A 24,937-nucleotide genomic window follows, 5' to 3' on the forward strand; every position below is an offset into this window, starting at 1 on the left:
ATTTGATTTTCGTATAAAAGATCATTGAAATACATACGTAAAAATAGCCAATATGGAGGTGAAGTAAAAGAGATTCCTAGATTAATTTAAACCGTGTTTCGTAGTATGAGCATAATAAATTGTTCGTAATATTTAAAGAAAGGGTGTATGGGGTGCAAATTACAAAAAAATTAATTAACAAATCGTTTTTATTACTTACCATAATCGTTATGTTATCATCTGTTTTCTCTTTTCAGAGTGTGAAGGCAGTTTCAAATTCGAAAACAACTGAAGTTATCATTCATTACAAAGAGAAATCTGGAAATACAAAAGACTGGAATCTTTGGGTATGGGGAGAAAATGCAAACGGTAAATCTTATGAATTTACTGGTGAAGATGAATTTGGAAAATACGCTAAGATAAAAATAGATGGTGACTATAATCGTGTAGGGTTTATAGTTCGTACCAATGAATGGGAAAAAGATGGAGGTGATCACTGGGTTGAAAATATAAGGGATGGTCGTGCTGAAGTATGGATCCTTTCGGGTGATGAAAAAGTATATGATTCTAAGCCTTCTTCGGATCTCTCAATTCAAAAAGCTACTATTGATAGTTTTAATGAAATTACTGTAACGACTAATGTTCCGTTTAATAGTAAGGAACAGAAAATTGAAATTGAAGGCGTTAAAATTAAGGGAATTAGTCCTTATGATAAAAATAGTGGAGATATTACTAATAAGGTTAAAATAATTACGGAACAGAAAATTGATTTAAAACAAACATACAAAGTTAAAATAGCAAACTTAGCTGATGCGAATACTGAAATCGGTAAAGTCATTCGTAGCGAGGAATTTGATAATTTATTTTATTATGGTGGTAATGATTTAGGGAATATATATACTCCGCAACATACAAAGTTCCGTTTATGGGCTCCTACTGCGAGTGAAGCGAAGTTAGTTACATATAAAAAATGGAGCGATAAAATAGGTACTGAAATAAACATGAAACAAGGTGAAAAGGGAACTTGGAAAGCAGAACTTAAAGGGAACCAAAAAGGTCTTTTTTATACGTATAAGGTGAAAATTGGGGATAAGTGGACTGAAGCGGTTGATCCGTATGTGCGTGCTGCTTCTGTAAATGGAGATAAAGGTGCAGTTGTTGATTTAGAAGAAACAAATCCGAAAAAATGGAAAGCAAACAAAAAACCGAAATTTAAAAATCCGGAAGATGCTATTATTTATGAATTGCATGTACGCGATCTTTCCATCCAACCTGAAAGTGGTATTAAGCAAAAAGGAAAATATTTAGGTGTAACAGAAAAAGGAACAAAAGGGCCTGAAGGTGTAAAAACAGGACTTGATCATATGAAAGATCTTGGTGTTACTCACGTTCAGTTTTTACCGATATTTGATTATGCTTCAGTAAATGAAGAGAATTTAAATGAACCACAATATAACTGGGGATATGACCCGAAAAATTTCAACGTCCCAGAGGGCTCCTATTCTACAAATCCTTTTGAGCCAACTGTTCGAATAACTGAATTAAAGCAAATGATTCAAACATTGCATGATAATAATCTTCGTGTTGTGATGGACGTAGTATATAACCATATGTATAATGCCGCTGAATCAAATTTTCATAAGTTAGTTCCAGGTTACTATTATCGTTACAATGAAGACGGAACATTAGCAAATGGAACTGGAGTAGGGAATGATACCGCTTCAGAACGAAAGATGATGAGAAAATTTATGGTAGATTCCGTCACATACTGGGCAAAAGAATACAATTTAGATGGGTTCCGTTTTGATTTAATGGGTATTCATGATTATGAAACGATGAATGAGATACGTAAAACTGTTAATCAAATTGATCCTTCTATTATTCTGCATGGAGAAGGCTGGGATTTAAATACACCTCTTGCAGCTGAATTGAAAGCAAATCAAAAAAATGCGGAGAAAATGAAAGGGATTGCTCATTTTAACGATAATATTCGTGATGGATTGAAAGGTAGTGTATTTGAGGAGAAAGAAAATGGTTTTGTAAATGGAAAGCAAAACATGGAAGACCGTATTAAAAAAGGCATTACAGCCGGTATTGACTATGATACAAATTCGTCTACTTATCAAGATCCGGAGCAGGTGCTAACTTATGTGGAAGCACATGACAATCATACTTTATGGGATAAACTTGAGTTGACTAATTCAGGTGACAGTGAAGAAATGCGAAAACAAATGCATAAATTATCTTCTTCTATTTTATTAACATCACAAGGTATTCCATTCTTACATGCAGGACAAGAGTTTATGCGCACAAAATATGGTGATCATAATAGTTACAAATCTCCTGATTCTATTAACCAGATGGATTGGTTACGCCGTGCAGCATTTAATAATGAAGTAGAGTATATGAAGGGCTTAATAGATTTACGAAAAAAATACCCAGCTTTTCGTATGACTTCTGCAGAGCAAATTAAAAAGTATGTAGCTTTTATCGATGTTCCCAAAAATGTTGTAGCTTATACAATAGATGGAAAGAGAAGTGGGAATAAAAGCGAATACTTTATGGTGGCTCACAATGCAAATAGGGAAGCCGTTGACATAACACTTCCATCGAAAGGTCCATGGAAAGTGCTAGTAAACGAGAATCAGGCGGGAAGTAAAACACTTTACGTTGTCCATGACAATAAAATTAAAGTTCCTGCATTAAGTTCACTAGTTTTAAAAACAGAGAAACCGATTAAATAAAAGCAAATAATGTGAAAGTATATACTGAATTGAGCAAATTGAATAGGGATTACAAATGAAAAAAGCGAAGTGAAGGTTGTTTTCACTTCGCTTTTAAAGTTAATGTAGTATAATTTCACATACTGTAATTATATTACAATTTAATAACGGAAATAGACAAGAGATTATTGCTATTGTAACAGTAGGGGAGAAGGTATCTTTGTATTTATTTATAAAATTATCTGAAATACATTCTTAATTTATATAATTTTTAATATACATTCGAACATCTAACGAGCTAGATGTTCGAGTTATATGAATTCCTATAAATCGTTCGAAAAATAACAAAGGCGTAAAAGTATATGGAATTAAAATAGAGAAAAGACACCTAAAATGGTGTCTTTTCTCTATTTTAAATACGATATGTTAGTAACTCACTTGTATGTAATAGTATGTGCATTTTTACACTAACTTCTAAAGAAAAATTTCAAATTCTTTTCTTAATCTATTTGTAATAAATCTCATTAGAAAATTTTATCGCTATAACAAATAAAACTTTCTCAATATTATTTTGTTTAATAACTATTTCCATCTGCTTTCCAATCCATTACAATAATTTCACATTGAAAATACATGGAAATTCTCAATGTTCCAAATGGTTTATACCTTATAGGATTACTATGGGAAAGGATGTAAAATGTCTAATAAAAAATCATTTTTTATGACGAAATAAAAAATTTCAATGAAGAAAAAGTTATTTCATTATTCTCAAGTTACGTTGAAGTACATGTATTTATAATCACTATGAAACAAAGGGCAGAATCTAAGGACTATTTTTGTAGATTAGAAAATTGTATTTTAAAAATAAGTAAAACGTTTATGGAGGGTTATATGAGCGAGCAAATTTATTACTGGTCTCCTATTAAGCATTGGGAGAAGTTGCATAATGAAATTTTGATAGGAGAAACAAGATTTACAGGCGTTTTGTCTGAGTGGTTTCCTGAGTTTTATTTTTTTACTCAAAAAGGTGTGAAAATTAGTGAACTAGTAGAGCACTTTTCGTTAGGAAATGTAGAAGAGACACAAAAAACAGTAGAGCTTATGATAAAAAATCGTGTGTTAGTAAGTAACATATTACACCCAAGAGAAGTATTTTCCACACAAGAAAAGATTTTTCCGAATCCATATAGCAACCAGATTCGCTTTTCTAAAGAAGATTTAGATAAGTATATGAGTGAACAATTGAATCGAACACACCATGCTGTGCGGTCAACCGAAATTCAACTTGAAACAACAAATGAGTTACCCACTATAATCAAGGAACGTAGGTCTTGTCGCCAATTTGATATGAAAAAACATATTAGTTTTTTAGAATTTTCCCAATTCATATCAACTCTAAAACAGGTTAGGAAAGAACATATATACTATCATTACGCAAGTGCAGGCGGACTCTACCCTATTGATATCTTTATTTATATAAAACCAAAACGTATAGAAGGTATGAAAGCTGGGTTTTATTATTATAACCCAGCAAAAAACTGTCTTGTGATTGTAAATAATATTGATCAAGTAATCAAAAGTGATCATGAGTTAATTAACCAAGATTTATTTACTCAGTCTGCCTTTTCAGTTTATTTGGTTTATAATGCGAACGCTTCCATCCCGAAATACGGTTCAGATGGATATTTATTTGCTTGTATTGAGTCTGGTATTATCACTGCTACCTTAAATATGGTGGCTGAGACATTGAATTTAGGCGTTTGTTCAGTTGGTCATATGAAATTTGAAGAGATTCAGCAATTTTTATGTTTGGATAACCATCAAGTATTTCTCCATGGGCTTGAAGTTGGCTTGAAAATTAACGAATAGATGAAATGAATATTAGGGGGATAAAGATAAAAATGCACATTAAAGATCGAAGTTCGATTCATGAAAATAAAGGGGTAGAGGCGTTTTGGAAAGAGCAGTTATCTTCCGAGGTTCTCGATTTTTCTGTATTTAATAGCGGTTACCAACTAAATAAAGAAAATCTTTGCGAGCACGTTCAAGTCATAATGAATGTAGAGTTTAGTAAAAGTATACAAAAAGTAATTAAGTCTCAAGATTTATTATTATTTAGCTGGTTACAGGCCGCGTTAAGGATTTGTTTGGCACACTATACAGATCAAGAAAGGATTACTATTGGTATTCCTGTAATTGAAAAGAATATTGAACAAAGCGAGAATCTTAATAAGTTGATTCCTTTAGGAAGTGAAATCTATCCGCATCACAGCTTTAAACAAGTAGTAAATCAGATTGAACAAACGACTTTATTCGGGTATGACAATCAGAGTTATCCACTCTCTGAATTATTAGCGAAACACCATTTAACTCCTTTTCAAATTGTTATTGGGATGGAAGGATTACATAATAAAAATTTGATAGAAGAATATGCAGAGAATAATTTAGCCATCTGGATACAAAGAAAATGGAATGAAATACATAATGAATTTGAAATTCAAATTTCTTTCAAGTCTCATTCATTCTCTTCTTTGCAACAGTTTGCAAATTCATATCTTTATGTTTTAAAGCAAGTGTCAACAAATTCGAATTTGGCTGTGAAAGATATTTGTATCATTTCAGAAGAAGAGAAAGAGTTGCTAGAAGAATTGAATCAAGGTCAGGCGGACATAGAATTGTCTCAATCATTTCAAAATTTGTTTGAGGAACAAGTGTTAAAAACCCCAGATCAAATTGCTGTTGTTTGTAATGATCAATCTTTGACATATAGAGAATTGAATAAGAAAGCAAATCAATTGGCCTCTATTCTTCAAAGTAAAGGTGTTTCCAAAGAAAGTATTATTGGGGTTATGGTAGATCGGTCATTGGAAATGATCATTGGCATGGTGGGGATTTTAAAAGCAGGAGCAGCGTATTTACCAATCGATCCTAACTATCCAAATGAACGAATTGAATATATGTTACAAGATAGTCAAGCGAAATGTTTACTGAGCAAGCGAACAGAAGTAGAATTGCCGCAATTTGCGGGTGAAGTGCTGTATCTTGATGAGGAATATCTCTTCCAAGGTGAGGAAAGTAATTTAGTTCGAGAAAGTTATCCTAATGATTTAGCTTATGTTATTTACACATCGGGATCGACAGGGAATCCAAAAGGGGTAATGGTAGAACAGGAATCTCTTGTCCATTTTTTAAGTGTAATGAGAGAAAAAGTAAAAGATAATCAGTCATTCTTGTTTCTTGCTAGTGTATCTTTTGATATCTCCTTGTTAGAAATATGTCTGCCTTTAACACAAGGTTCGAAAGTAGTTATTGTTACAGAGGATCAGTTCGCAACAAAAGAATTAGCTTATTTGGTCAAAGAACATAAGGTGGATTTATGGGAATCAACGCCATCGCGAATGGAAGTGATTTTGAGTGATCCAGAAGGGGCAAATTTTCTAAAAGATTTAAAATCTATTTTGTTAGCAGGAGAAGCATTTTCCATTGATTTGGTTGAAAAAATTCGATGCATCAGTGAAGCGACAATTTTAAATATTTATGGTCCTACAGAAACAACCATTTGTGCAACAGTAAAGGATTTGAGCTCTGCCAAAGAAGTTACGATTGGAAGTCCCAACCCGAATTATCATTCCTATATATTGAATAAGTATGGTCAATTAAAACCATTTGGAATTCCGGGTGAACTCTGCATTGGTGGCGTGGCGGTAGCACGAGGGTATCTTGGGAAATCTAAACTGACAGATGAAAAGTTTGTACCGAGTCCCTTTACGGCAGGAGAAATGATGTATCATACGGGTGATCTCGTTCGTTGGTTGCCTAATGGAGAACTTGAATATCTAGGTCGAATGGATCATCAAGTAAAAATTCGGGGATATCGGATTGAATTAAGAGAGATCGAAAGCCAGTTAAGGGAATATCCAGAAATAAACCAAGCTATCGTTGTTGATCAAGTATATGGAAATAGGAAATTATTAGCTGCGTACTATGTATCGGATAATAAGGTCTCTTTTGATGAAATCAGAAAATATTTAAGTGATAAATTACCTGAGTTTATGATTCCTGAAAAAATGATTCAGGTGGAAGAGATTCCGTTGAATCCAAATGGGAAAGTAGATAGGAAAAGGTTATTAGATATAACACAAACAGATTATGTATCAATTCCATACGTTGCCCCGCGCAATGAAATTGAACAAAAATTGGTGCATGCATGGGAAAAAGTTATGGAGCTTGAGGGAATCGGTATTCATGATAATTTTTTTGCTTTAAAAGGAGAATCGATTAAAGCACTTCAGGTAATTAATCTATTAAGAAAAGACTGCTTAAAAATAAGTACAACAGATTTTTTTAAGCATCCCACGATTGCTCAACTTAGTACTTGTGTAAAGTTAGAGCATAAAACGGAAAACTTTGAAAATAGACCAACCCATGTTAAAGATTTGTCTAAGCCATTTCCCTTAACAGAGGTTCAGACAGCGTACATGTTAGGACGGAATTCACAGTTTGAATTAAGTGGTATTTCACCTCAAACTTATTTTGAATATGAAACAGAATTGAATATCAATCGTCTTTCAAAAAGTTTTCAAAAGGTAATTCAACGTCATCCGATGTTACGAGCTGTAATTTTACCAGAGGGAGAACAGCAAATATTACAAAGCGTTCCTGATTACGAGATTGAAATAGTAAGTCTCATAGATTTAGATGATAGGAATCAAAATGCTCGCTTACAAGAAGAACGTTCTCGAATGACTAATCATGTATTTCCTTTAGGGCAATGGCCTTTGTTTGAATTAAAAGCCTTTCTTTTAAAAGAAGACACGTATTTATTATGTTTTCGATACGATGCTTTATTAATGGACGGAGCAAGCATGAACATCGTTGGACAGGATTTGTTTCATTATTATTATAAACCAGAGCAAAGGTTAGAACCTCTATCTTTTGATTTTCAAGATTACATGTTTATCTATGATGAACTGGAACAAAGTACAGAATATAAAACAGCAAAAGATTATTGGACAAGTAAGCTTCCTGACTTTCCGTTTGCGCCTTCTTTGCTGTTAAAAAAGGATCCGGCAGAGATTGCTACTCCTAAGTTCCAATCACTTAATAAGATCCTGGACAATGAAATATGGACAAAGCTACGAAAGTTAGCACAAGAGAAAGAAGTAACTCCTTCGGCTCTGCTTTGTACAATATATAGTGATGTATTGGCATATTGGAGTAATCAACGTCGATTGGCAATTAATTTGACTGTATTTAACCGTTATCCTGTTCATGAAGAAGTAGAGCAAATTGTGGGAGATTTCACTTCACTCATCTTGTTGGATGTTGATGTGAATCCAGATCAATCTTTCTTTACTAGAGTAAAAGAAACGCAATCTACTTTATTAGATGGTCTCGAACATCGCCATTACGATGGAGTTAATTTCATTCGAGATTTTACTCGATATCATCAAATGACGCCAAAAGCAGTTATGCCAATTGTTTTCACCTCGATGCTAGCAGGTGCGGGGGCTTTTGCTTGGGAACAACTTGGTTCACTTCGCCATATTCATGCTCGGACTCCACAAGTGCATTTGGATAATGTGGTAATTGAAAAAAATGGAGAGTTATTAATTAGCTGGAACTATGTTGAAGAATTGTTTGATGTTGATGTGATAGAAGCGATGTTTCACCAATTTGTTGACTTATTGGAACAATTAGTGAAACAAAGTGACGTAACATCTTTGCAGATGAAAGAGTTAGACCATGCTTTAATTGAGCAATACAATGAGACAACAGAAAAAATACCGTCGACTACTTTAAATCAATTATTTACAGACCAAGTAAAACGTACACCGGATGAAGTAGCAGTAGTTTTTGAACAAGACTACTTAACATACTCGGAGCTTCATAAGCGCTCCAATCAAGTTGCGCACTTTTTAAAAGAACAAGGAATTGGTCTAGGTGACAAGGTTGGTCTTTTAGCACAAAGACGAGTTGACACAATTGTTAATATGATAGGTATTTTAAAAGCAGGTGCCGCTTATGTTCCGATTGATCCCGACCATCCTTCAGATCGCCAAACATATATTTTAGAAAATAGCTCATGCAAACTTTTATTAAAACCTAGTCTTTATGCAGAAAACCGCTTGTCATTATACACAACAGAAGATATGCCTGCTATTGCTGGTCCGGAAGATCTTGCCTATATTATCTACACTTCAGGAAGTACAGGAAAACCGAAAGGAGTAATTATTACTCACCAAGCGGTTGCAAATACCATTCAAGATATTAATCAAAAATATCAGGTAAATGAAGATGATCGTATTATTGGTATTTCTTCTATGTGTTTTGACTTATCTGTATACGATATTTTCGGAACGTTAAGCACAGGTGCAATGTTGGTAATGATTCGTGACCCAAGAGACATGCAAGAATTAATCCGTACTGTCGAACGTAGAGGAATTACAATTTGGAATACAGTACCTGCAATTATGGATTTGGCATTAGATCAAGTAGGTTCTCATTTTGAACATTCTTCCTTGCGTTTAGTTTTACATAGTGGAGATTGGATTCCACTTTCTTTACCAGAAAAAATAAAACGACATTTTCCGATTGCGGAAGTAGTTTCACTCGGAGGAGCAACAGAAGCATCGATTTGGTCAATTTATTATCCGGTCAAACAGGTGGAATCGCATTGGAAAAGTATTCCATACGGGATTCCTTTGGCAAACCAAACGTATTATGTGTTGAACTATGAAAAGAAAATGTGCCCTGTTGGTGTAATTGGAGATTTATATATCGGGGGAGTGGGCCTTGCTAAAGGATATTTAAATGATGAACAGAAAACAAATGAAGCATTTGTATCACATCCTGATTTTGGTCTTATTTACAAGACAGGAGACTGTGGAAAAATGCATCCTGAGGGATATATTGAATTTTTAGGCCGCCAAGATTATCAAGTCAAAATTCAAGGATATCGAGTAGAGTTAGAAGAAATCGCCCATTGTCTTCTCACTTACAAACAAGTCGAACATGCAGTAGTGATTGATCAGACAGATGAGTATGGTATAAAATTTTTAGTCGCATATGTGGTAACTGAGAAAAATATTAGCACAACAGAACTTCGAAAGCATTTGCGAGATCACTTGCCAGGTTACATGATTCCTTCTTATTTTGTTTATTTGGAACAATTGCCCTTGACTCCAAACGGGAAATTAGATAGAAAAGCGCTCCCTACTCCGGAGAAACAAACAAATGAAGTATTTATTGCTCCAAAAACGGAAATGGAAAAAATATTAACTAGTGTTTGGCAAGAAGTACTCAAAGTAAATCGGATTGGAGTAAATGATCATTTCTTTGCCTTAGGTGGAGATTCGATAAAAGCGATTCAAGTTTCCGTCAGACTGTATAGACAAGGATTTGAGCTGGAGCCAAAAAATTTATTTTCATTTCCTATATTAGGAGACATGGTTCAATTTGTTAAAAAGCTTGATCATCTTCCAAATTCGCAAACAAGTGATGTAAACAAAATGAACGATAATAAAGTTACAGTACTAAATGTTAAAGATAAACAACTTAATCAACATACACTTATCAAAATACAAGAAAAAATGCCAGAAATAAAAATAGAACGTATTTACCCATTGGCACCTTTCCAGGAAGTTATTTATGAACATGCTGCGACTGAACCTGATACAAATGCATATTTCGAACAAACAATTTGGGCACTTGAGGGGGAGCTGGATATTAATCTCTTTATTCAGTGTTTCCAACAATTAGTTGATCGTCATGATTCTTTAAGAACGATAATTGTGCAAGATGAACAAGCACAACCTTGGCAAGCTGTTCTACATGATGTTCAAATGATTTCAGAGATAAAAAACTTGATTGAGATGACGAAACAAGAACAGCAAGAATTCCTAGACCAGTGGATGAATGAAAATTTAAGTCAAGGATTCAAAAATGATGAACTCATGACCCGTCTTTGTATATTCCAACTAGAAAATAACGAGCATAAGGTGGTTTGGAGTTCCCATCATCTATTATGTGATGGTTGGAGCGTCAGCATTTTGATAGACGAATTATTCCAGCTCTATGAAACAATAAATGCGGGAACTACGGCAGAGTTACCTATAGTGAAACCTTTTGAGACATTCATAGATTGGACTGTAGCACGAGATCATGAGAAAGCACGTCATTTTTGGCGGGATTATTTATCAGGATACAATCGGAAAATTAGTATTCCTAAAAAGAAAGTACCAACTCAAAGTGAAGGGTTAAATTTCACATTTATGGATTTAACATTAGATAAGGATTTGACTAATCAGTTACAGACATTTGTAACTAAAAACAATATAACTATGAATTCGGCATTACTAGCTGTATGGGGAATATTGCTTGGCAAATACAACGGAATGAGAGAAGTAGTATTACCTAATCTAGTATCAGTCAGACCTCCCGAAGTAGAAGGGATTGAAAATATGTTCGGTCTGTTCACAAATATTTTGCCTATCCGACTAGCATGGACAGAAACGCAATCTTTTGTGGACTTCCTGCAAAAAGTACAACTAGAAACATTGAAATGTAATGAGTATGCATACTATTCATTTGTTGATATACAAAAACAAAGTGAATTAAAAACTGAGTTGACTGACCATCTTTGGGTTTTTGAAAACTATCCGACTAACTCAGCTATCTTTTCTTCAAATGAAAACAGAAATTTTGCCATCACAGATTACGAAGTTGTTGATGAGCCTCATGTAAAGTATGGAATTATGTGCTTCCCTGAAGAGAAACTTACAATAAAGTTTGGATATGATCAAACCGTATATGAAGCGGAGAAAATACAGGAAATATTGAATCACATCCATCAGTTAATCAACATGATTCTTCAAAATCCAATACAGGCAATCGGTGATTACAAATTATAAAAAATGAAAAGGCGAGCAAGAACTCGCCTTTTTAAATAGAATAGGAGTAAACCAAATGACAAAAAACTTGCAGTTATCAGCCGAAGAGATGCGTCAGTTAGGATATCAAGCGGTGGACTTGATTGTTGATCATATGAATCATTTAAAAAGTAAACCAGTTTCGGAAACGATTGATAGTAATATTTTTAGAGACAAGCTAATTGAAACGATTCCAGAAAACGGATCCAATCCAAAAGAGTTACTTCATTTTCTTAATAACAATGTGTTTAATCAAATTACTCATGTGGATCATCCTCATTTTATGGCTTTTGTGCCAGGTCCTAATAATTATGTTGGTGTAATAGCAGATTTTTTAGCAAGTGGGTTTAATGTATTTCCTACAGCTTGGATAGTAGGTGCAGGTGCTGAACAAATTGAATTAACGACAATCAACTGGTTAAAATCAATGCTAGGATTCCCTGATTCAGCTGAAGGGCTATTTGTCAGTGGCGGTTCCATGGCTAATTTGACTGCACTTACTGTAGCGAGACAGGTCAAGCTGAATAATGACATAGAAAATGCGGTTGTGTATTTTTCTAACCAAACTCATTTTTCTGTAGATCGAGCACTTAAAGTATTAGGTTTTAAACATCATCAAATTTGCCAAATTGAAACAGATGAAGATTTAAGAATTTCAGTTAGTACTTTAAGAAAGCAAATAAAAGAAGATCGATTAAAAGGGAAAAAACCATTTTGTGTTATTGCTAATGCAGGGACAACGAATTGCGGAGCGGTGGACTCCCTCGATGAATTGGCTGATCTATGTGGTGATGAAGATGTATGGCTACACGCGGATGGTGCTTATGGGGCTGCAGCAATTCTCAGTGAAAAAGGAAGGGAGGTGTTAAGAGGAATTCATCGTGCTGATTCTTTGACGTTAGACCCGCATAAATGGCTTTTTCAGCCTTATGATGTTGGTTGTGTACTCATTCGCAATAGCCAATATTTAAGTAAAACGTTCCGTATGATCCCAGAGTATATTAAGGATACGGAAACTAATATAGAAGAAAAAGTGAATTTTGGGGAGCGTGGAATTGAACTTTCTCGTAGATTTAGGGCATTAAAGGTATGGCTTTCTTTTAAAGCATTTGGAGTCACAGCTTTTCGTGAGGCAATAGATCATGGCATTATGTTGGCTGAACAAGTTGAAGAGTTTTTAAGGAAAGAAAAAGATTGGGAAGTAGTAACACCTGCCCAATTAGGAATTGTTACTTTTCGTTATATTCCTTGTAAGCGAACGTCTACAGAAACAATTCATGAAATAAACAAAAAACTGGTGGAAGAAATTAATCAAAGAGGATTTGCTATGCTAAGTACGACTAAATTAAAAGAAAAAGTAGTAATTCGACTTTGCTCTATCAACCCGAGGACAACATTAGAAGAAATACTTCAAATCATGATGAGCATTAAGGCGTTGGCAGAGGAAATAAACACATCGCCTAAACATCTTATATCTGTTTCTCAACCTTGATATATTAGGTGAATTTTACATATTAATAGCCGATTCTAAATGAGAATCGGCTATTATACTATTTACGAGTGTTTTTCTTGTAAAGGGATTAAGCCTCAACCTTAGAGACTCTTTTGAAACCAGTCTTTACTGCTTGTACCATTTCGTTTACAGCGTAAATAGATACATCGGCATTTGGATTTAACCCTTCAAACCAGTGATAGGCATTTGGATATAAATGAAACTCGACATCAACACCAGCTTGCGCTAGTTTGCTTACATAGGTTAATGTTTCACTGCGGAATGGATCTAATTGACCAACAAATGTGTAAGTATATGGTAAATCACTATAATCCTCTGCTCGAGAAGGCGCTGCATAGACAGGGATTTGATCTGTTCCATACATTTCTCCTAAATACATTTTCCAACCAGCTTCATTTGCCTTTTGATTCCAAACAAATCCTTCTTTAATTTCATTCGCTGAAGGTGTATTATTTCGGTCATCAATCATTGGATAGAGTGGCATCTGTAAACAAATTGAAGGATATTTTCGATCTCGGGCTAATAATGATAATGCTGCTGTTAGTCCACCTCCAGCGCTTACTCCTGCAACCCCAATTCGATTCGAATCAATGTTTAATGACTTCGCATTATCAGCAATCCATTTTAAAGCTGAATAACAATCCTCAATTGGTGCTGGGTAAGGGTGTTCAGGTGCTAAGCGGTAGTCTACAGACACGACCACACAGCCAGCTTCTTTTGCAAACCTCATACAAGTATCATCGTTATCATCTATAGACCCTAAGATATAACCACCACCATGTATCCATAATAAGACAGGTAAAGGTTCATTATTTGATTTTGGACGATAAATTCTTAATGGTAACGGATTATCATCAGGTCCAACAATGACTTCATCTGTTAACGAAAGGGATTCATCAACAACGGTAGGTGGTCTCATTTGAGCTATTCCTTCTCTGATTGATTGCAAGTTTTCCGGGTGTAAATCGAGATTTGGAAACATCTCTAACCCTTGTAATAACTCTGGATTTACTCTTGTTTTCATTTTAGCACCTCTATTTGTAATTGTTTTCGAATAAATGAAGTGTATTCTAAGTAGTTTAATTGTGAAAAAATATCACAATTAAATTGTAAATTGGATATGCGATAACAGTCAACAGAATATTCGGAAATTAAAACCTTTCTCAAGAAGGAGTTTCACGCAACCAATAATACAAGTAGTGGATTTAGGAGCAAAGTGTTTTCATGTCGTTGTATTTATGTACACTTAGTCTTCTAATTAAACCAAGTGATAATCCTTTTTATTTTAATGACATATTGCAAGTGATACCTATTCGAATTCATACTCGGAAAGAATTAATCCATTTTCATTCCTTAATATATAATTCAGGGAAATACTCATGGGCAGGCATTAATATAGGAAAACAGTACAAATTAAAATAACTGTTTAAAAAAATTCCTTTTATTTGGCTAGAAAAGGAGTAGATTCTTTTTTCTTATCTAGACTCATGAAGAAGTATGAAAATCAGAATTTATAATTCAAAAGCCAGCTTAAAGTAATTGCAATAATTACTTTGGATAGTAATCTTAAAAAAATATAAAAAAGAGAAGAACTCACCAAAGTTCTTCTCTTTTTTATATGTAATTAGGGTTTCCATAACTGTAGATATGGATGGTGTAAATTAATGGATGAATAATTTACTCTTAAAATTATAACAGAACAATTAAAGATTTTTATATGTAATATTGCATATAAAGGGTAAACAACAATAATTTCTTTTTATAAAAATAAGCCCCTGGTGAAAATGATGAGTAACCCTTTTCCATATGAAATGAACTTGGTATAAAATGAAAGATTACAAGTATAAGATTCTATACTTAGTAATCCCTCACTTTAAGGTATGTCTTTGGGGAAGTGTGAGGAGTTCAATCGATTCTGAATAAAATTGATAGTATCAGTTGCAATTTTTTTACGTTTAAGAACAATCCCGGCATGTCCGCATGTATAAATATATCGCGTAGGTCTTTCCCAGGATTCCCACAAATAGTCCGTATCCTCAGAGTGCACATATAGATCGTGCTTACCTGAAATTAATAAAATATTTTCTTTTTTTACTTTTGGTAACGCTTGACTCGGTTCAGTGATTTTCCAATAAGCTATTAAATCATCATACGTAACACCATGATGTTCCAAATCTTCTCTAATAAATTTACCTGGATTTGTCTTCCAAATTGAATATGAGAGTCGATTCGCGTAGAAAATGGATGCTAACACATCAATTTCTGGTTCAACAAGAGATGTTAAGTTAGTAATAACTCCACCTAAACTGATTCCTATTAAAATCAAGGGACCATTTTTATTTTCTTTTATCCATTTGATCAAAGTTCGTAAATCAGCTACCGCTTGTCTAGTTGCTTCTACAGTTCGTTCAACATTGGCACTTACCATGTACTCTCCACTGTATAGGGATTGGTTCGGTTTTCTGTCAAAATGATATGGTAAAGTGAAATAATACATATTCCACTTCAAGTTGGTCATATGGTCGTGGAATATTTTTTTTACACGTTCGTTAGAATCCATTCTCCAACCGTGAACAAAGATGACATGAGGTGCATTTTCATTTTTATGTAAAAATAATTCTCCAGTGACAGAATCGTTGCGTGAATCACCAGATTGAACCGAGCTTTTATATTTGAATTGTCCAACCCTGTATTCCTTTTCTTGTTTTAAATGCTTAATGTTAAAATGAATATGAGATGGTTTTACTTTATAAAAAATTCTATGTCCTTTATATATAGTGAGGTGTTAGAAAGAGAAGTATACTGAAACTTTACACTTCTTTTTTTGTGCAAATCATACAAGGCGTATCGATCAATGAGTTTTGAAAAAATCAAATTAACCTCCTCCAAAATACATATCGTCTAAAAGATGGACAAAATTTATGCTGTAAATTAATTGTAAAATATTCTCTTTTCCTAATAGTAGATGCTTGAATTATAAAACAGGTGGAGAATTTGTATATTATATTATAAAGCTATCAATAAAATAAAACTATAAATATCTTTTACAAAAACCTAAAAATCAAGTTAATATTCTCATTCATAAAAGAGAACATTAACTTGCTTATTTTCGTATCAAAAGGTACACCTTTTGAAGTGACGTAATTTATATGAAAGACAATGTTTCAATTTGTATATTTAATACAGTGATAGTTACCATAATTTTCGAAGCCTATAGTTAATTAACCTTACAATATACGTCTTTTTGGTATATAAATAGCTATATTCATTAGAGAAAGAGTTTTAATCCTTCATGAGAATCTTTAAAACCTAATTTCTTATAAAAGTGTAAAGCTTCTTTTCGTTCTTTATCTGTTGTTAACTGTACTAAATGACATCCCCGTAATTTAGCACGTTGAATAGCCCATTTAATAAGTTTACTTCCTATACCTTTACCACGTTTTGATGAGGCTGTCCGTACACCCTCAATTGTAGCTCTCCAACCCCCTTGACGTACAATGTAAGGCGTAAATGTAATTTGTTGAATACCGACAATCTCCGTCCCATCACACGCTACAATCAACTCGTTATTTGGATCACAATCAATAGCATGAAATGCTCTTATATAACTATCAGGGAGTGGTGTTTCAGAGCGCTCTCTTTTATTTCCTAAAACATCATCAGCAAGCATTTTTACAATTTCATCTAAATCATCTGCCGTTGCAATCCTAAATGTTATAGTTTCTGTCACTATCAAAAAACCTCCTTAATGTATGCACTTGTTACTTTTATTTTACTTGTTTAAATACAATAGGTTAAATTATAAAATATTATGAGTCTCTATAACTTTTTCTTATAGATAGCATAAAAGCCTAACTTATAAAATTATAATTTAGGCTTTTTAACACAATATTATTATTAGAAAATCCGACCAACTTCAAAAAACCTCCATATTTTTTAATGAATTTTCATATTTAACAAGCACACATAGAACCATTCAAATAGGGTGGTTTTTATTTGTTGTATAGAAATTACGTAATAAGCATGGATTTGTATGCTCTCATTCAATGCTATCTAAAGCCATAACTTCCTTGCCAATATTCAAAAACGATTACGTTTTTGAATATGTGTTCCGATCTTTCTTGACCAGGTCAATGAATAACTACACATAAACTCCTTATATCTCTAGATAAACTACCGATTAGCTCCATATAGACTCTAGATAACCTATATAGAATACAAGTTATCAAGGAGGTAAGAAAAAATGAACTTTATGAAACGAGCAATTCTCAGTATGAAAAAAAGAGTAGGAACATCATTAATTTTGATGGCGGTTTTCCTAATTGTTACAAATTTGGTGTTGGCAGGATTCACAATCCAAAATGCATCAAAAAAAGCTGCTGATGCAGCAAGAAAAAAACTCGGTGCAGATGTTACTTTAAGTCTTGATTTTGACAAATTAGGTCAACAAGCTAGGGAAACTGGAGAGATGCCTAATCCACCGAAGCTTAATACAAAAGAAGCAGATCAATTAGCGAAGTCAAAGTATGTAAAAGACTATAATTACATAACTAGCACTCTCGGAATTTCTGACGGACTTAAACTAGTAGGAGCTTCAGAAGGAAAAGAAGAAGGAAAAGGTAAGGCGGGAATGGCGGCTGTACGAGGCGGTTCAGGCTCCGGTACAGAAATAGATATGAATTCTTCTTTTATGATTGAGGGAGTTCGCAAAACTGCATTACAAGAAAGCTTTAAGAATGGAAAAAGTAAAATCATTGATGGGAAACCAATTACAGAACAGATGAAAGATCAGAATGTAGCTTTAATGGAAAAACGATTAGCGGAATTAAACAACTTGAAAGTAGGAGACAAAGTTAAAGTGCAATCAGGGGATAAGAAGGAAACCCTGGAGGTTGAAATTATCGGTATTTACGAAACGAATGAGCAAGCAATGGGGCAACAAGCTCCTCCTATAATGGATCCAGCTAATAAACTATATATGCCGCATTCAACTATGAAAAAATTAGAAATAGATCAAGGTATAAGTAGCATTCAAGTCGTGTATTTCTTGAAAGATCCACAAAACATTGAAGCATTTAAAGAAGAAGCAAAAAAATCTGATATTGATTTTAATTATTATAAATTAGATGCACATGATTCGTTGTACAAACAAATGATTGGGCCTATCGAAAATATCTCATCAACTTCTCAAATGATTATTTATATTGTATCAATTGCAGGTGCGATTATTTTAGGGTTAATCATTATGTTATCGATTAAAGCACGTCGTAAGGAAATGGGGATTCTATTGTCCATTGGAGAGAAAAAGTGGAAACTGATGGCGCAGTTCGTAGTAGAAGTAGTATGTATCGCTATTTTAGCATTTGGATTATCCATAACAACAGGAGCAAAAATTTCTCAATTCATAGGGAATAATTTACTTTCGAGTGAAATTGCTACAGCAGGAGAAGAAACAAACACCTCACAAAATGGAACTGTAATGGTAGCTGGACCTGGTGGAACTGTACAAAATCAAAAAGAGGATCCAATTGATAAAATTAATGTAAGTGTAACAGGCGAAGATGTAGGGAAAATGGGGGGGATTGGACTAGCTATTGCTATATTAGCAACGCTTCTTCCAGCATTATCTATTCTACGCCTGAATCCAAAACAAATTCTTTTAAAAGATGAATAAGGAGGCTCGATATGGAGACGATTTTACAATTTAAAAACTTAGATTATTATTATGAAAGTAACGGAAAAAAAGTAGCGATACTAGAAAATGTTAACTTTTCTTTTCAAAAAGGACATTTTTACACGATTCTAGGACCATCCGGATCTGGTAAAACCACTACGCTTAGCTTAGGTTGTGGGCTAGATATACCTAAAAATGGTTATGTACTATTTAATGGAAAGGATATTCGAAAAATTGGTTTGGATCGGTACCGTAATCAAAATGTATCGGTAATTTTCCAATCTTATAATTTGATTACCTATATGACTGCTCTTCAAAATGTCTTAACGGCAATGGAAATTACAGGTGTTAAAGTGCAAAATAAAACGGCAAGGGCGTTAGAATTATTAGAGAAAGTAGGACTTACAGAAGTAGAAGCGAAACGAAATGTTCTGCAACTAAGTGGCGGGCAACAGCAGCGTGTAGCAATCGCTCGAGCGTTATCTTGTAATGTTGATTTACTGATTGCGGATGAGCCGACAGGAAACCTCGACGAAGAAACGGCAATGGATATAATAGAACTATTTCAAGAACTTGCACATAAAGAAAATAAATGTATTATTGTTGTGACGCACTCACAGGAAGTTGCTAAAAAATCAGATCGTGCAGTCTATTTAAGTAAGAAGAAGTTGGTAGTAAACGAAATTTAATATAAACACCCTAGTTTTTTAATTCACATAATTTTCGAAATCAATTTCTTCAAATATTTATATTTGATATACAATATAACCAAGCCATAATCAAAATGGTCTCCCTGTATTGAATGTTAAGATAGTTTGTTATTCCCTTTTTAACAATTTTTGAAAAAGAACTTGTAGTATATTCTACAGGTTCTTTTTTGTACTCTTTCAATATCAACGGTCTTCAAATGAAATATGAATTTTAACTAAGTCATTCTTTGGAGTAATTATTTATTCGTTACTTTTAAAGCGTCTAACACTATTTTAGTTGCATTTGCAATAAGTTTATCATCGTATTTCGCATCTTCTTTCGCATGATTAGAAAGTATCGCAAGAATAATTGGCTTTTTATTTGGTGGCCAAATGATTGCAATATCATTCCTTGTTCCATAAGACCCAGAGCCGGTCTTATCGGCTACTTCCCATTCTCCTGGAACTCCAGCACGAATTAAGTTGTCCCCCGTAGTATTTCTTTTCATCAAATCTATTAAAAAGTTCCGTTTCTCAACCGAAAGTATATCGCCTAGCGCGTATGCTTGAAGACTAGTAGCTAATGCCTTTGGGGTACTAGTATCACGAGTGTCTCCTGGCTGCACTTCGTTTAATTCTGGTTCAAAACGTTCAGGATTTGTGACAGTATCTCCTATTTCTCTCAGTGATTTTTTGAATTCACTTGGCCCACCTAATTGTTTAAGAATAAGATTTTGTGCAGTATTATCGCTATATCGAATGGAAGCATCCGCAAGCTCTTTCAGAGTCATACCTGTATCTACATATTTTTCAGTAATTGGATTGTAATTCACAAGATCTTTGCTAGTATACTTAATTCTTTGATCTAAATCTTCTATTGATTTCTTTTGTAACAGTGCTCCCACAGCAAGGGCTTTGTGGGTAGATGCGTATGCAAAACGTTCATCTGAACGATAAGTAACGGTTTGATTCGTACCTGTGTCTAATGCATAAATACCAAGTTTAGCATCATATTCTTTTTCCAGCTTTACAAAAGAATGATTACTTGTATTTTCTTGTTTGGTTTGTTTCGGTGGTGCGGATTGAATATTACTATTGGAACAGCCTATAAGCGTTGCACATGAAAGTAATACTACAGGGAGCATCTTTTTATAATGTGCGATGTGAAAAAACTTCTTTGAAACTATCATACATTTTCAACCTCTTTCAAGAATATATGGATTTTGTATAGGTATTTTACATACCTATACAATTAACAAATGCACAGGATAGCACTCATCTTGTGTTTCTTGCATTACAAAATGAGAGAACTACCAAAAGCACCTTTTTTATACGTAATAGACAATCTAAGTAACACATTTGTTCCATTTATGATTAAGGTTTTGAATATATCCATTAATTTTATTTATAAAAATCACAAAATCCACCTTTTTTGCACGCCACTTAATTTGATGTGGATTTAGATTGAGTTTACCTCGTAATGGGAATTTCAATTGGATTGCGCATATATAACAACCTCGTTCCGGACAGAATAAGTAATAACAACTACTGATTTCATTTTAAGTGAGGTGTTATACGATACATACGACAAAGCAAAAAAGACTTGTGGTGCAAAGTATAACTACATTTAGTCTACTAATAACGACTATCTTTACACCCATGCTTATTTACATTGTTTATGGATTACAGATTTCGAAAGGCTTTGAGGGATACTGGCCATCAATCCTGTTTTATACAACTTATATGACGGGTGTGTTTATCTGGATACCTATTGTGAATAAGGCTGGGATTCACCGCTCCTTATATTGGACTGTTTCTATTCTGATAGTATCATTACTTAGTGTTACTTTCTTTGGATGGAGTTCAAGATGGCTAGAAATAAGTGCGTTATTTTCTGGTTTTGCAGTTAGTACAATTTCTGCCATGACGAGTACTTTATTGTTTCTACATGTGGAAGGCGGGGGAAAGGTTTATAATAAAAATCAACAAGCGATTATTATTGGTATCGTTTTTCTTTTACTAATAATCGTATTGTTAGCGATTAGTTTTTTATCGCCGCCGCTGATAACATGCATATATGGGATTTGTTTAATCAGTATCCTTTTTGCTATAAAAAAAATGCCGAGAACAGAGTTAGCCAAAGGGCTTTTACCTATCTCCATCGTATCGGTTGTAGGAAAGTTTCTTTTTGTCTCAATGCTTATTCTTTTGATTCGAACAAGTCGTAACATAAATAATGAACAATATATTTTTTATTTTTTTCTACTTTCTATAGCGCTTATTTGTTTCATGTTTTTGAGTTTGTTGAAAGGAAAGTTCTTTCATAAACTTTCATCTTCTTTACCAATTCGCTTAAAGGCAGAATCATTTTTACTTGGATTAGGAAATGGATATTTATTTTTGATGGGTATTTTTTATAGTTTTACTTTCTATAACATGTTAACCTGTATTTTCATTGTAGTTGGACCATACCTATTAGGGATTTTGATGTCCATATTTTTAGATATCAAAGCTGCTAAGAAAGTTAATCCAATCCATTTGTTTTTAGTAAGTACTTTAATCATGATATTCGGGTTTTATTCTCCAATATTTATAGTCCTTAGCGTTACATTTGGAAGCTATGCCATTAATAGTATTTCTTCTCAAAATAATATGAAAGTATATATGGTGAATGCTACACATAGAGAGCTTTCTTTACTCATTTACACAACATGGAGAAATATGGGGAATATATTTTTACAATTTTTTATATTGATTGTGATTGTGGGAGTAGGGGTGTTTTACGATGTCGAATGGTCGCAACTTTTCCAAACAATTGTTGGGAAGGGTCAAATGCAGATTGAAGGGTTATCCGTACAACGATTGATGTTTATGTTAGCAATTTGCTGTTGGCTTGGCATGGTGGGCTTAGGTATGTGGATTGGTAAAAAAGCTAATCCCAATATTGCTTAAAAAGTAACTCGAAAAATATCAATACTAAAATTACAAAAAACAAACAAACTCGTCCTACTAAGAGGGGAGTTTGTTTGTTTTTTGTTTAGATAATGGAATGTTCATGCTAAATTGTACACTACGTTCCATATTCTTTATAGAATACTTTATATCTAACGTTTCAAGAATTTGTTTAACAATATATAGCCCCAAACCACTTCCTCCAGTATTTCGATTCCTTGATTTTTCAATTCGATAAAATGGTTTGAAAATTTGTTGTATATCCTCTTCTTTAATATTGACACCTGTATTCATAATTTGCATTTTGATTTGACCTTGTTTAGAATCCTCACTTAACTTTATATAGACTTTTTCATTATGTGGTGAATACATAACCGCATTATGGATAATATTTTTACATGCTTTTTCAAAAAGAACACGATCTGTATAAACAGAAAGATCAGAATCAATTTCTTTTATTATTTGGATGCTTTTTTGAGAAGCAAAAAATTCGAGATCTTTTGTGATTGTATCTATTAACTTCGAAAGATTAACTTCTTCTACTTTTAGTTTAAAGGTGTGTTGTTCTAATTTCGACATGCTTAAAATTTCACGAACTAATTGTTCCATACTTTCAATAATTTGATGATTTTTCTTTAAATATTGATCACGATTTTGATAAGGGCCAATATTGTATATCATCCCTTCTAAGTATCCTTTCATTACAGTAAGAGGGGTCTTTAATTCATGTGCTACAATCGCAAAAAACTCTCTGCGTTTTGTTTCTATTTCTCGTTCTTTTTCAATATCATTTTTTAATTGTTGATTTGCTTTTTTTAAATCAAACATAGCTTGTTGTAAGTTAATAGACATGTCATTCAAACTATTAGATAATTCTCCTAACTCATCTGTAGAGCGAACCTCAATTTTTTCGGAGAAATCTAAATTTGCCATCTTTTGTGCACCCTCATTAATATAAATAAGTGGTTTTGTAATAAACCTGGAATAGAAATAAGCACTCCCTACACCAATTATGAGTACAATGATACTAATATAGGGGAGAAAGCGTACTAAAACCTGTGAAGCTTCATCAATTGGTTGAAATGTAGCAAAGACTATAAGCGTTAAACTACCATCTTGGAATTGAATTGGTTTCGTAACGTTATATGAATTGCTAAGGGTACCTGCATTCTCGAACCGTGTGGCTCTAGTAACTACTGTTGTTTGCGAACCATTTTGAGTAAAAGAAAATGAAGGAGAGTATTTAATTATTCCCTCATTATTTTGAAGATAAAGCATCGCATTATTTTTTTTTGCATATTCATCAAAAAGTGGTATCGCATCTTGAAACGTAAGATCTTTAGATTTATCAATGATTTCTTTTATCCCTGTTTGAAGTTGATCTGTTTTGTATTGCTCATAAAACGTAGGGAGAAAGAAGTATAAAGTTAAATAAATCAATACTGCAAAGGATAACAAAATGAGAGAGGTAGTCATAAAGAGTTTATAAGTAATTTGCTTCATCTTCATGATTTTCACAATACTATTCATCAATTTTATAACCAATACCCTTTATTGTTTTAATATAAGGGATAGCTAACTTTTTACGTAGGTTTTTAATATGTGTATCAATTATTCGTGTTTCTCCAAAATAATCGTACCCCCAAACTTTTTCTACGATATTTTCTCTTGTGAGTACTTTTCTCTCATTTTGAAATAGTAGTTGTAGAATTTCAAACTCTTTTGTCGTTAATAAAATTTCAACGTCATTTACATATACTCTATATGCATCAACATCGATACGCACTTCTTTAAATACCAAATGATTATTTACATTTTTATCATAACTTCTTCTAAGTACAGCTTCGACTCGTCTAATCAAAACATGAAACGAAAAGGGTTTTGTTATATAATCATCGATTCCAAGATCGAACCCTTTCATTTGATCTTCCTCTTCTTCCAATGCAGTTAGCATAATAATTGGTACGTTTGACTGACTTCGAATCATCTTGGATACTTCAAATCCATTAAGATTGGGCATCATTACATCTAGAAGAATTAAATCAAAGGATTGCTTATTAAATTGTGTCATACCCTCTAATCCATCTGATGCAACTACAACTGTATACTGTTGTGTCATTAAAAATTGTTTAATTAATTCCTGAATTTCTTGATCGTCTTCTACCACGAGAATATGATAGTTTTTCATAATATCACCTCTGGTAGTCATTATAGCCTTACTATCTGGAGTTTATGTGGAGATACAGTAGGAAACTTCATAGGACGTTTAACGTATTAACTCCCTTTTCAAGATTGTGTATTCTCCGTAAAAAAGGATTATTACCCATATTCCTTTTTTATGGAGAAATATTTGTGTGCTTGAAAAAACTTATCATATAAAAAGCTGAACGATTAATATTTACAAAAAAATAATGTATAATAATGTAAATTGTATGTAGTTTTTTTTAACTGTTTGATAATATACTTTCGATACTTTA

The 24,937-nt window shown here is 33.4% G+C and carries 12 protein-coding genes and 1 pseudogene; 7 read left to right on the plus strand and 6 right to left on the minus strand.

Translation table 11 applies throughout. The features are described from left to right. The first annotated feature begins 152 nt into the window (after positions 1-152). The 4 genes from pulA to LCF45_RS12750 all read left to right on the plus strand — a co-directional run bounded on the left by pulA (position 153) and on the right by LCF45_RS12750 (position 13,124). Positions 153-2,723, plus strand: coding sequence for a type I pullulanase (pulA, locus tag LCF45_RS12735; protein WP_263894867.1), 2,571 nt, complete (start codon positions 153-155; stop codon positions 2,721-2,723). Positions 2,724-3,593: 870 nt separating this feature from the next. After that, complete coding sequence (locus LCF45_RS12740; protein WP_016101928.1) at positions 3,594-4,571, plus strand: SagB/ThcOx family dehydrogenase; 978 nt, start codon at positions 3,594-3,596, stop codon at positions 4,569-4,571. 32 nt (positions 4,572-4,603) lie between these two features. Further along, positions 4,604-11,614, plus strand: a complete 7,011-nt coding sequence (locus tag LCF45_RS12745) for a non-ribosomal peptide synthetase (protein WP_263894868.1) — start codon at positions 4,604-4,606, stop codon at positions 11,612-11,614. Between the two features lie 55 nt (positions 11,615-11,669). After that, positions 11,670-13,124, plus strand: coding sequence for a pyridoxal phosphate-dependent decarboxylase family protein (locus LCF45_RS12750; RefSeq protein ID WP_078203928.1), 1,455 nt, complete (start codon positions 11,670-11,672; stop codon positions 13,122-13,124). An 88-nt stretch (positions 13,125-13,212) separates the two neighbouring features. Here the strand turns inward: LCF45_RS12750 and LCF45_RS12755 are convergent, their stop codons facing one another. The 3 genes and pseudogenes from LCF45_RS12755 to LCF45_RS12765 form a co-directional block, all read right to left on the minus strand. Further along, positions 13,213-14,169, minus strand: a complete 957-nt coding sequence (locus LCF45_RS12755; protein ID WP_002127565.1) for an alpha/beta hydrolase — start codon at positions 14,167-14,169, stop codon at positions 13,213-13,215. Positions 14,170-15,018: 849 nt separating this feature from the next. Further along, positions 15,019-16,019 (minus strand): annotated as a pseudogene (locus LCF45_RS12760) (alpha/beta hydrolase). A 394-nt stretch (positions 16,020-16,413) separates the two neighbouring features. Further along, positions 16,414-16,875: a GNAT family N-acetyltransferase gene (locus LCF45_RS12765; protein WP_078206908.1), complete on the minus strand. Its 462-nt coding sequence runs from the start codon at positions 16,873-16,875 to the stop codon at positions 16,414-16,416. 513 nt (positions 16,876-17,388) lie between these two features. Here LCF45_RS12765 and LCF45_RS12770 point away from each other — a divergent pair. Together LCF45_RS12770 and LCF45_RS12775 are read left to right on the plus strand one after the other, a co-directional pair. Further along, entirely contained in the window at positions 17,389-18,819 is a 1,431-nt protein-coding gene (locus LCF45_RS12770) for an ABC transporter permease (RefSeq protein ID WP_263894869.1), read from the plus strand. Between the two features lie 11 nt (positions 18,820-18,830). Next, positions 18,831-19,508, plus strand: a complete 678-nt coding sequence (locus LCF45_RS12775; protein ID WP_000447830.1) for an ABC transporter ATP-binding protein — start codon at positions 18,831-18,833, stop codon at positions 19,506-19,508. A 257-nt stretch (positions 19,509-19,765) separates the two neighbouring features. On the opposite strand, the gene bla is transcribed toward LCF45_RS12775, so the two are convergent. Further along, complete coding sequence (gene bla / locus LCF45_RS12780) at positions 19,766-20,698, minus strand: class A beta-lactamase (RefSeq protein WP_002127574.1); 933 nt, start codon at positions 20,696-20,698, stop codon at positions 19,766-19,768. Positions 20,699-21,167: 469 nt separating this feature from the next. Here bla and LCF45_RS12785 point away from each other — a divergent pair, with 469 nt between their 5' ends. Further along, entirely contained in the window at positions 21,168-22,460 is a 1,293-nt protein-coding gene (locus LCF45_RS12785) for a hypothetical protein (RefSeq protein ID WP_263894870.1), read from the plus strand. A 57-nt stretch (positions 22,461-22,517) separates the two neighbouring features. On the opposite strand, the gene LCF45_RS12790 is transcribed toward LCF45_RS12785, so the two are convergent. Both LCF45_RS12790 and LCF45_RS12795 read right to left on the minus strand, forming a co-directional pair. Then, entirely contained in the window at positions 22,518-23,990 is a 1,473-nt protein-coding gene (locus LCF45_RS12790; RefSeq protein ID WP_002168308.1) for a sensor histidine kinase, read from the minus strand. After that, positions 23,983-24,648: a response regulator transcription factor gene (locus tag LCF45_RS12795; protein ID WP_000800741.1), complete on the minus strand. Its 666-nt coding sequence runs from the start codon at positions 24,646-24,648 to the stop codon at positions 23,983-23,985. The genes LCF45_RS12790 and LCF45_RS12795 overlap by 8 nt, the downstream gene beginning before the upstream one ends. Positions 24,649-24,937 lie beyond the last annotated feature (289 nt).

The organism is Bacillus sp. 41-22, assembly GCF_025809295.1.
Lineage (GTDB): Bacteria > Bacillota > Bacilli > Bacillales > Bacillaceae_G > Bacillus_A > Bacillus_A mycoides.

What these genes read in the sequence shown, in the direction of transcription:
- LCF45_RS12740 (WP_016101928.1), top strand. Translation starts at nt 3,594, where the DNA reads ATGAGCGAGCAAATTTATTACTGGTCTCCTATTAAGCATTGGGAGAAG.
- bla (WP_002127574.1), bottom strand. Translation starts at nt 20,698, where the DNA reads ATGATAGTTTCAAAGAAGTTTTTTCACATCGCACATTATAAAAAGATG.
- LCF45_RS12750 (WP_078203928.1), top strand. Translation starts at nt 11,670, where the DNA reads ATGACAAAAAACTTGCAGTTATCAGCCGAAGAGATGCGTCAGTTAGGA.
- LCF45_RS12785 (WP_263894870.1), top strand. Translation starts at nt 21,168, where the DNA reads ATGCTTATTTACATTGTTTATGGATTACAGATTTCGAAAGGCTTTGAG.
- LCF45_RS12745 (WP_263894868.1), top strand. Translation starts at nt 4,604, where the DNA reads ATGCACATTAAAGATCGAAGTTCGATTCATGAAAATAAAGGGGTAGAG.
- LCF45_RS12790 (WP_002168308.1), bottom strand. Translation starts at nt 23,990, where the DNA reads ATGAATAGTATTGTGAAAATCATGAAGATGAAGCAAATTACTTATAAA.
- LCF45_RS12775 (WP_000447830.1), top strand. Translation starts at nt 18,831, where the DNA reads ATGGAGACGATTTTACAATTTAAAAACTTAGATTATTATTATGAAAGT.
- LCF45_RS12755 (WP_002127565.1), bottom strand. Translation starts at nt 14,169, where the DNA reads ATGAAAACAAGAGTAAATCCAGAGTTATTACAAGGGTTAGAGATGTTT.
- LCF45_RS12770 (WP_263894869.1), top strand. Translation starts at nt 17,389, where the DNA reads ATGAACTTTATGAAACGAGCAATTCTCAGTATGAAAAAAAGAGTAGGA.
- LCF45_RS12795 (WP_000800741.1), bottom strand. Translation starts at nt 24,648, where the DNA reads ATGAAAAACTATCATATTCTCGTGGTAGAAGACGATCAAGAAATTCAG.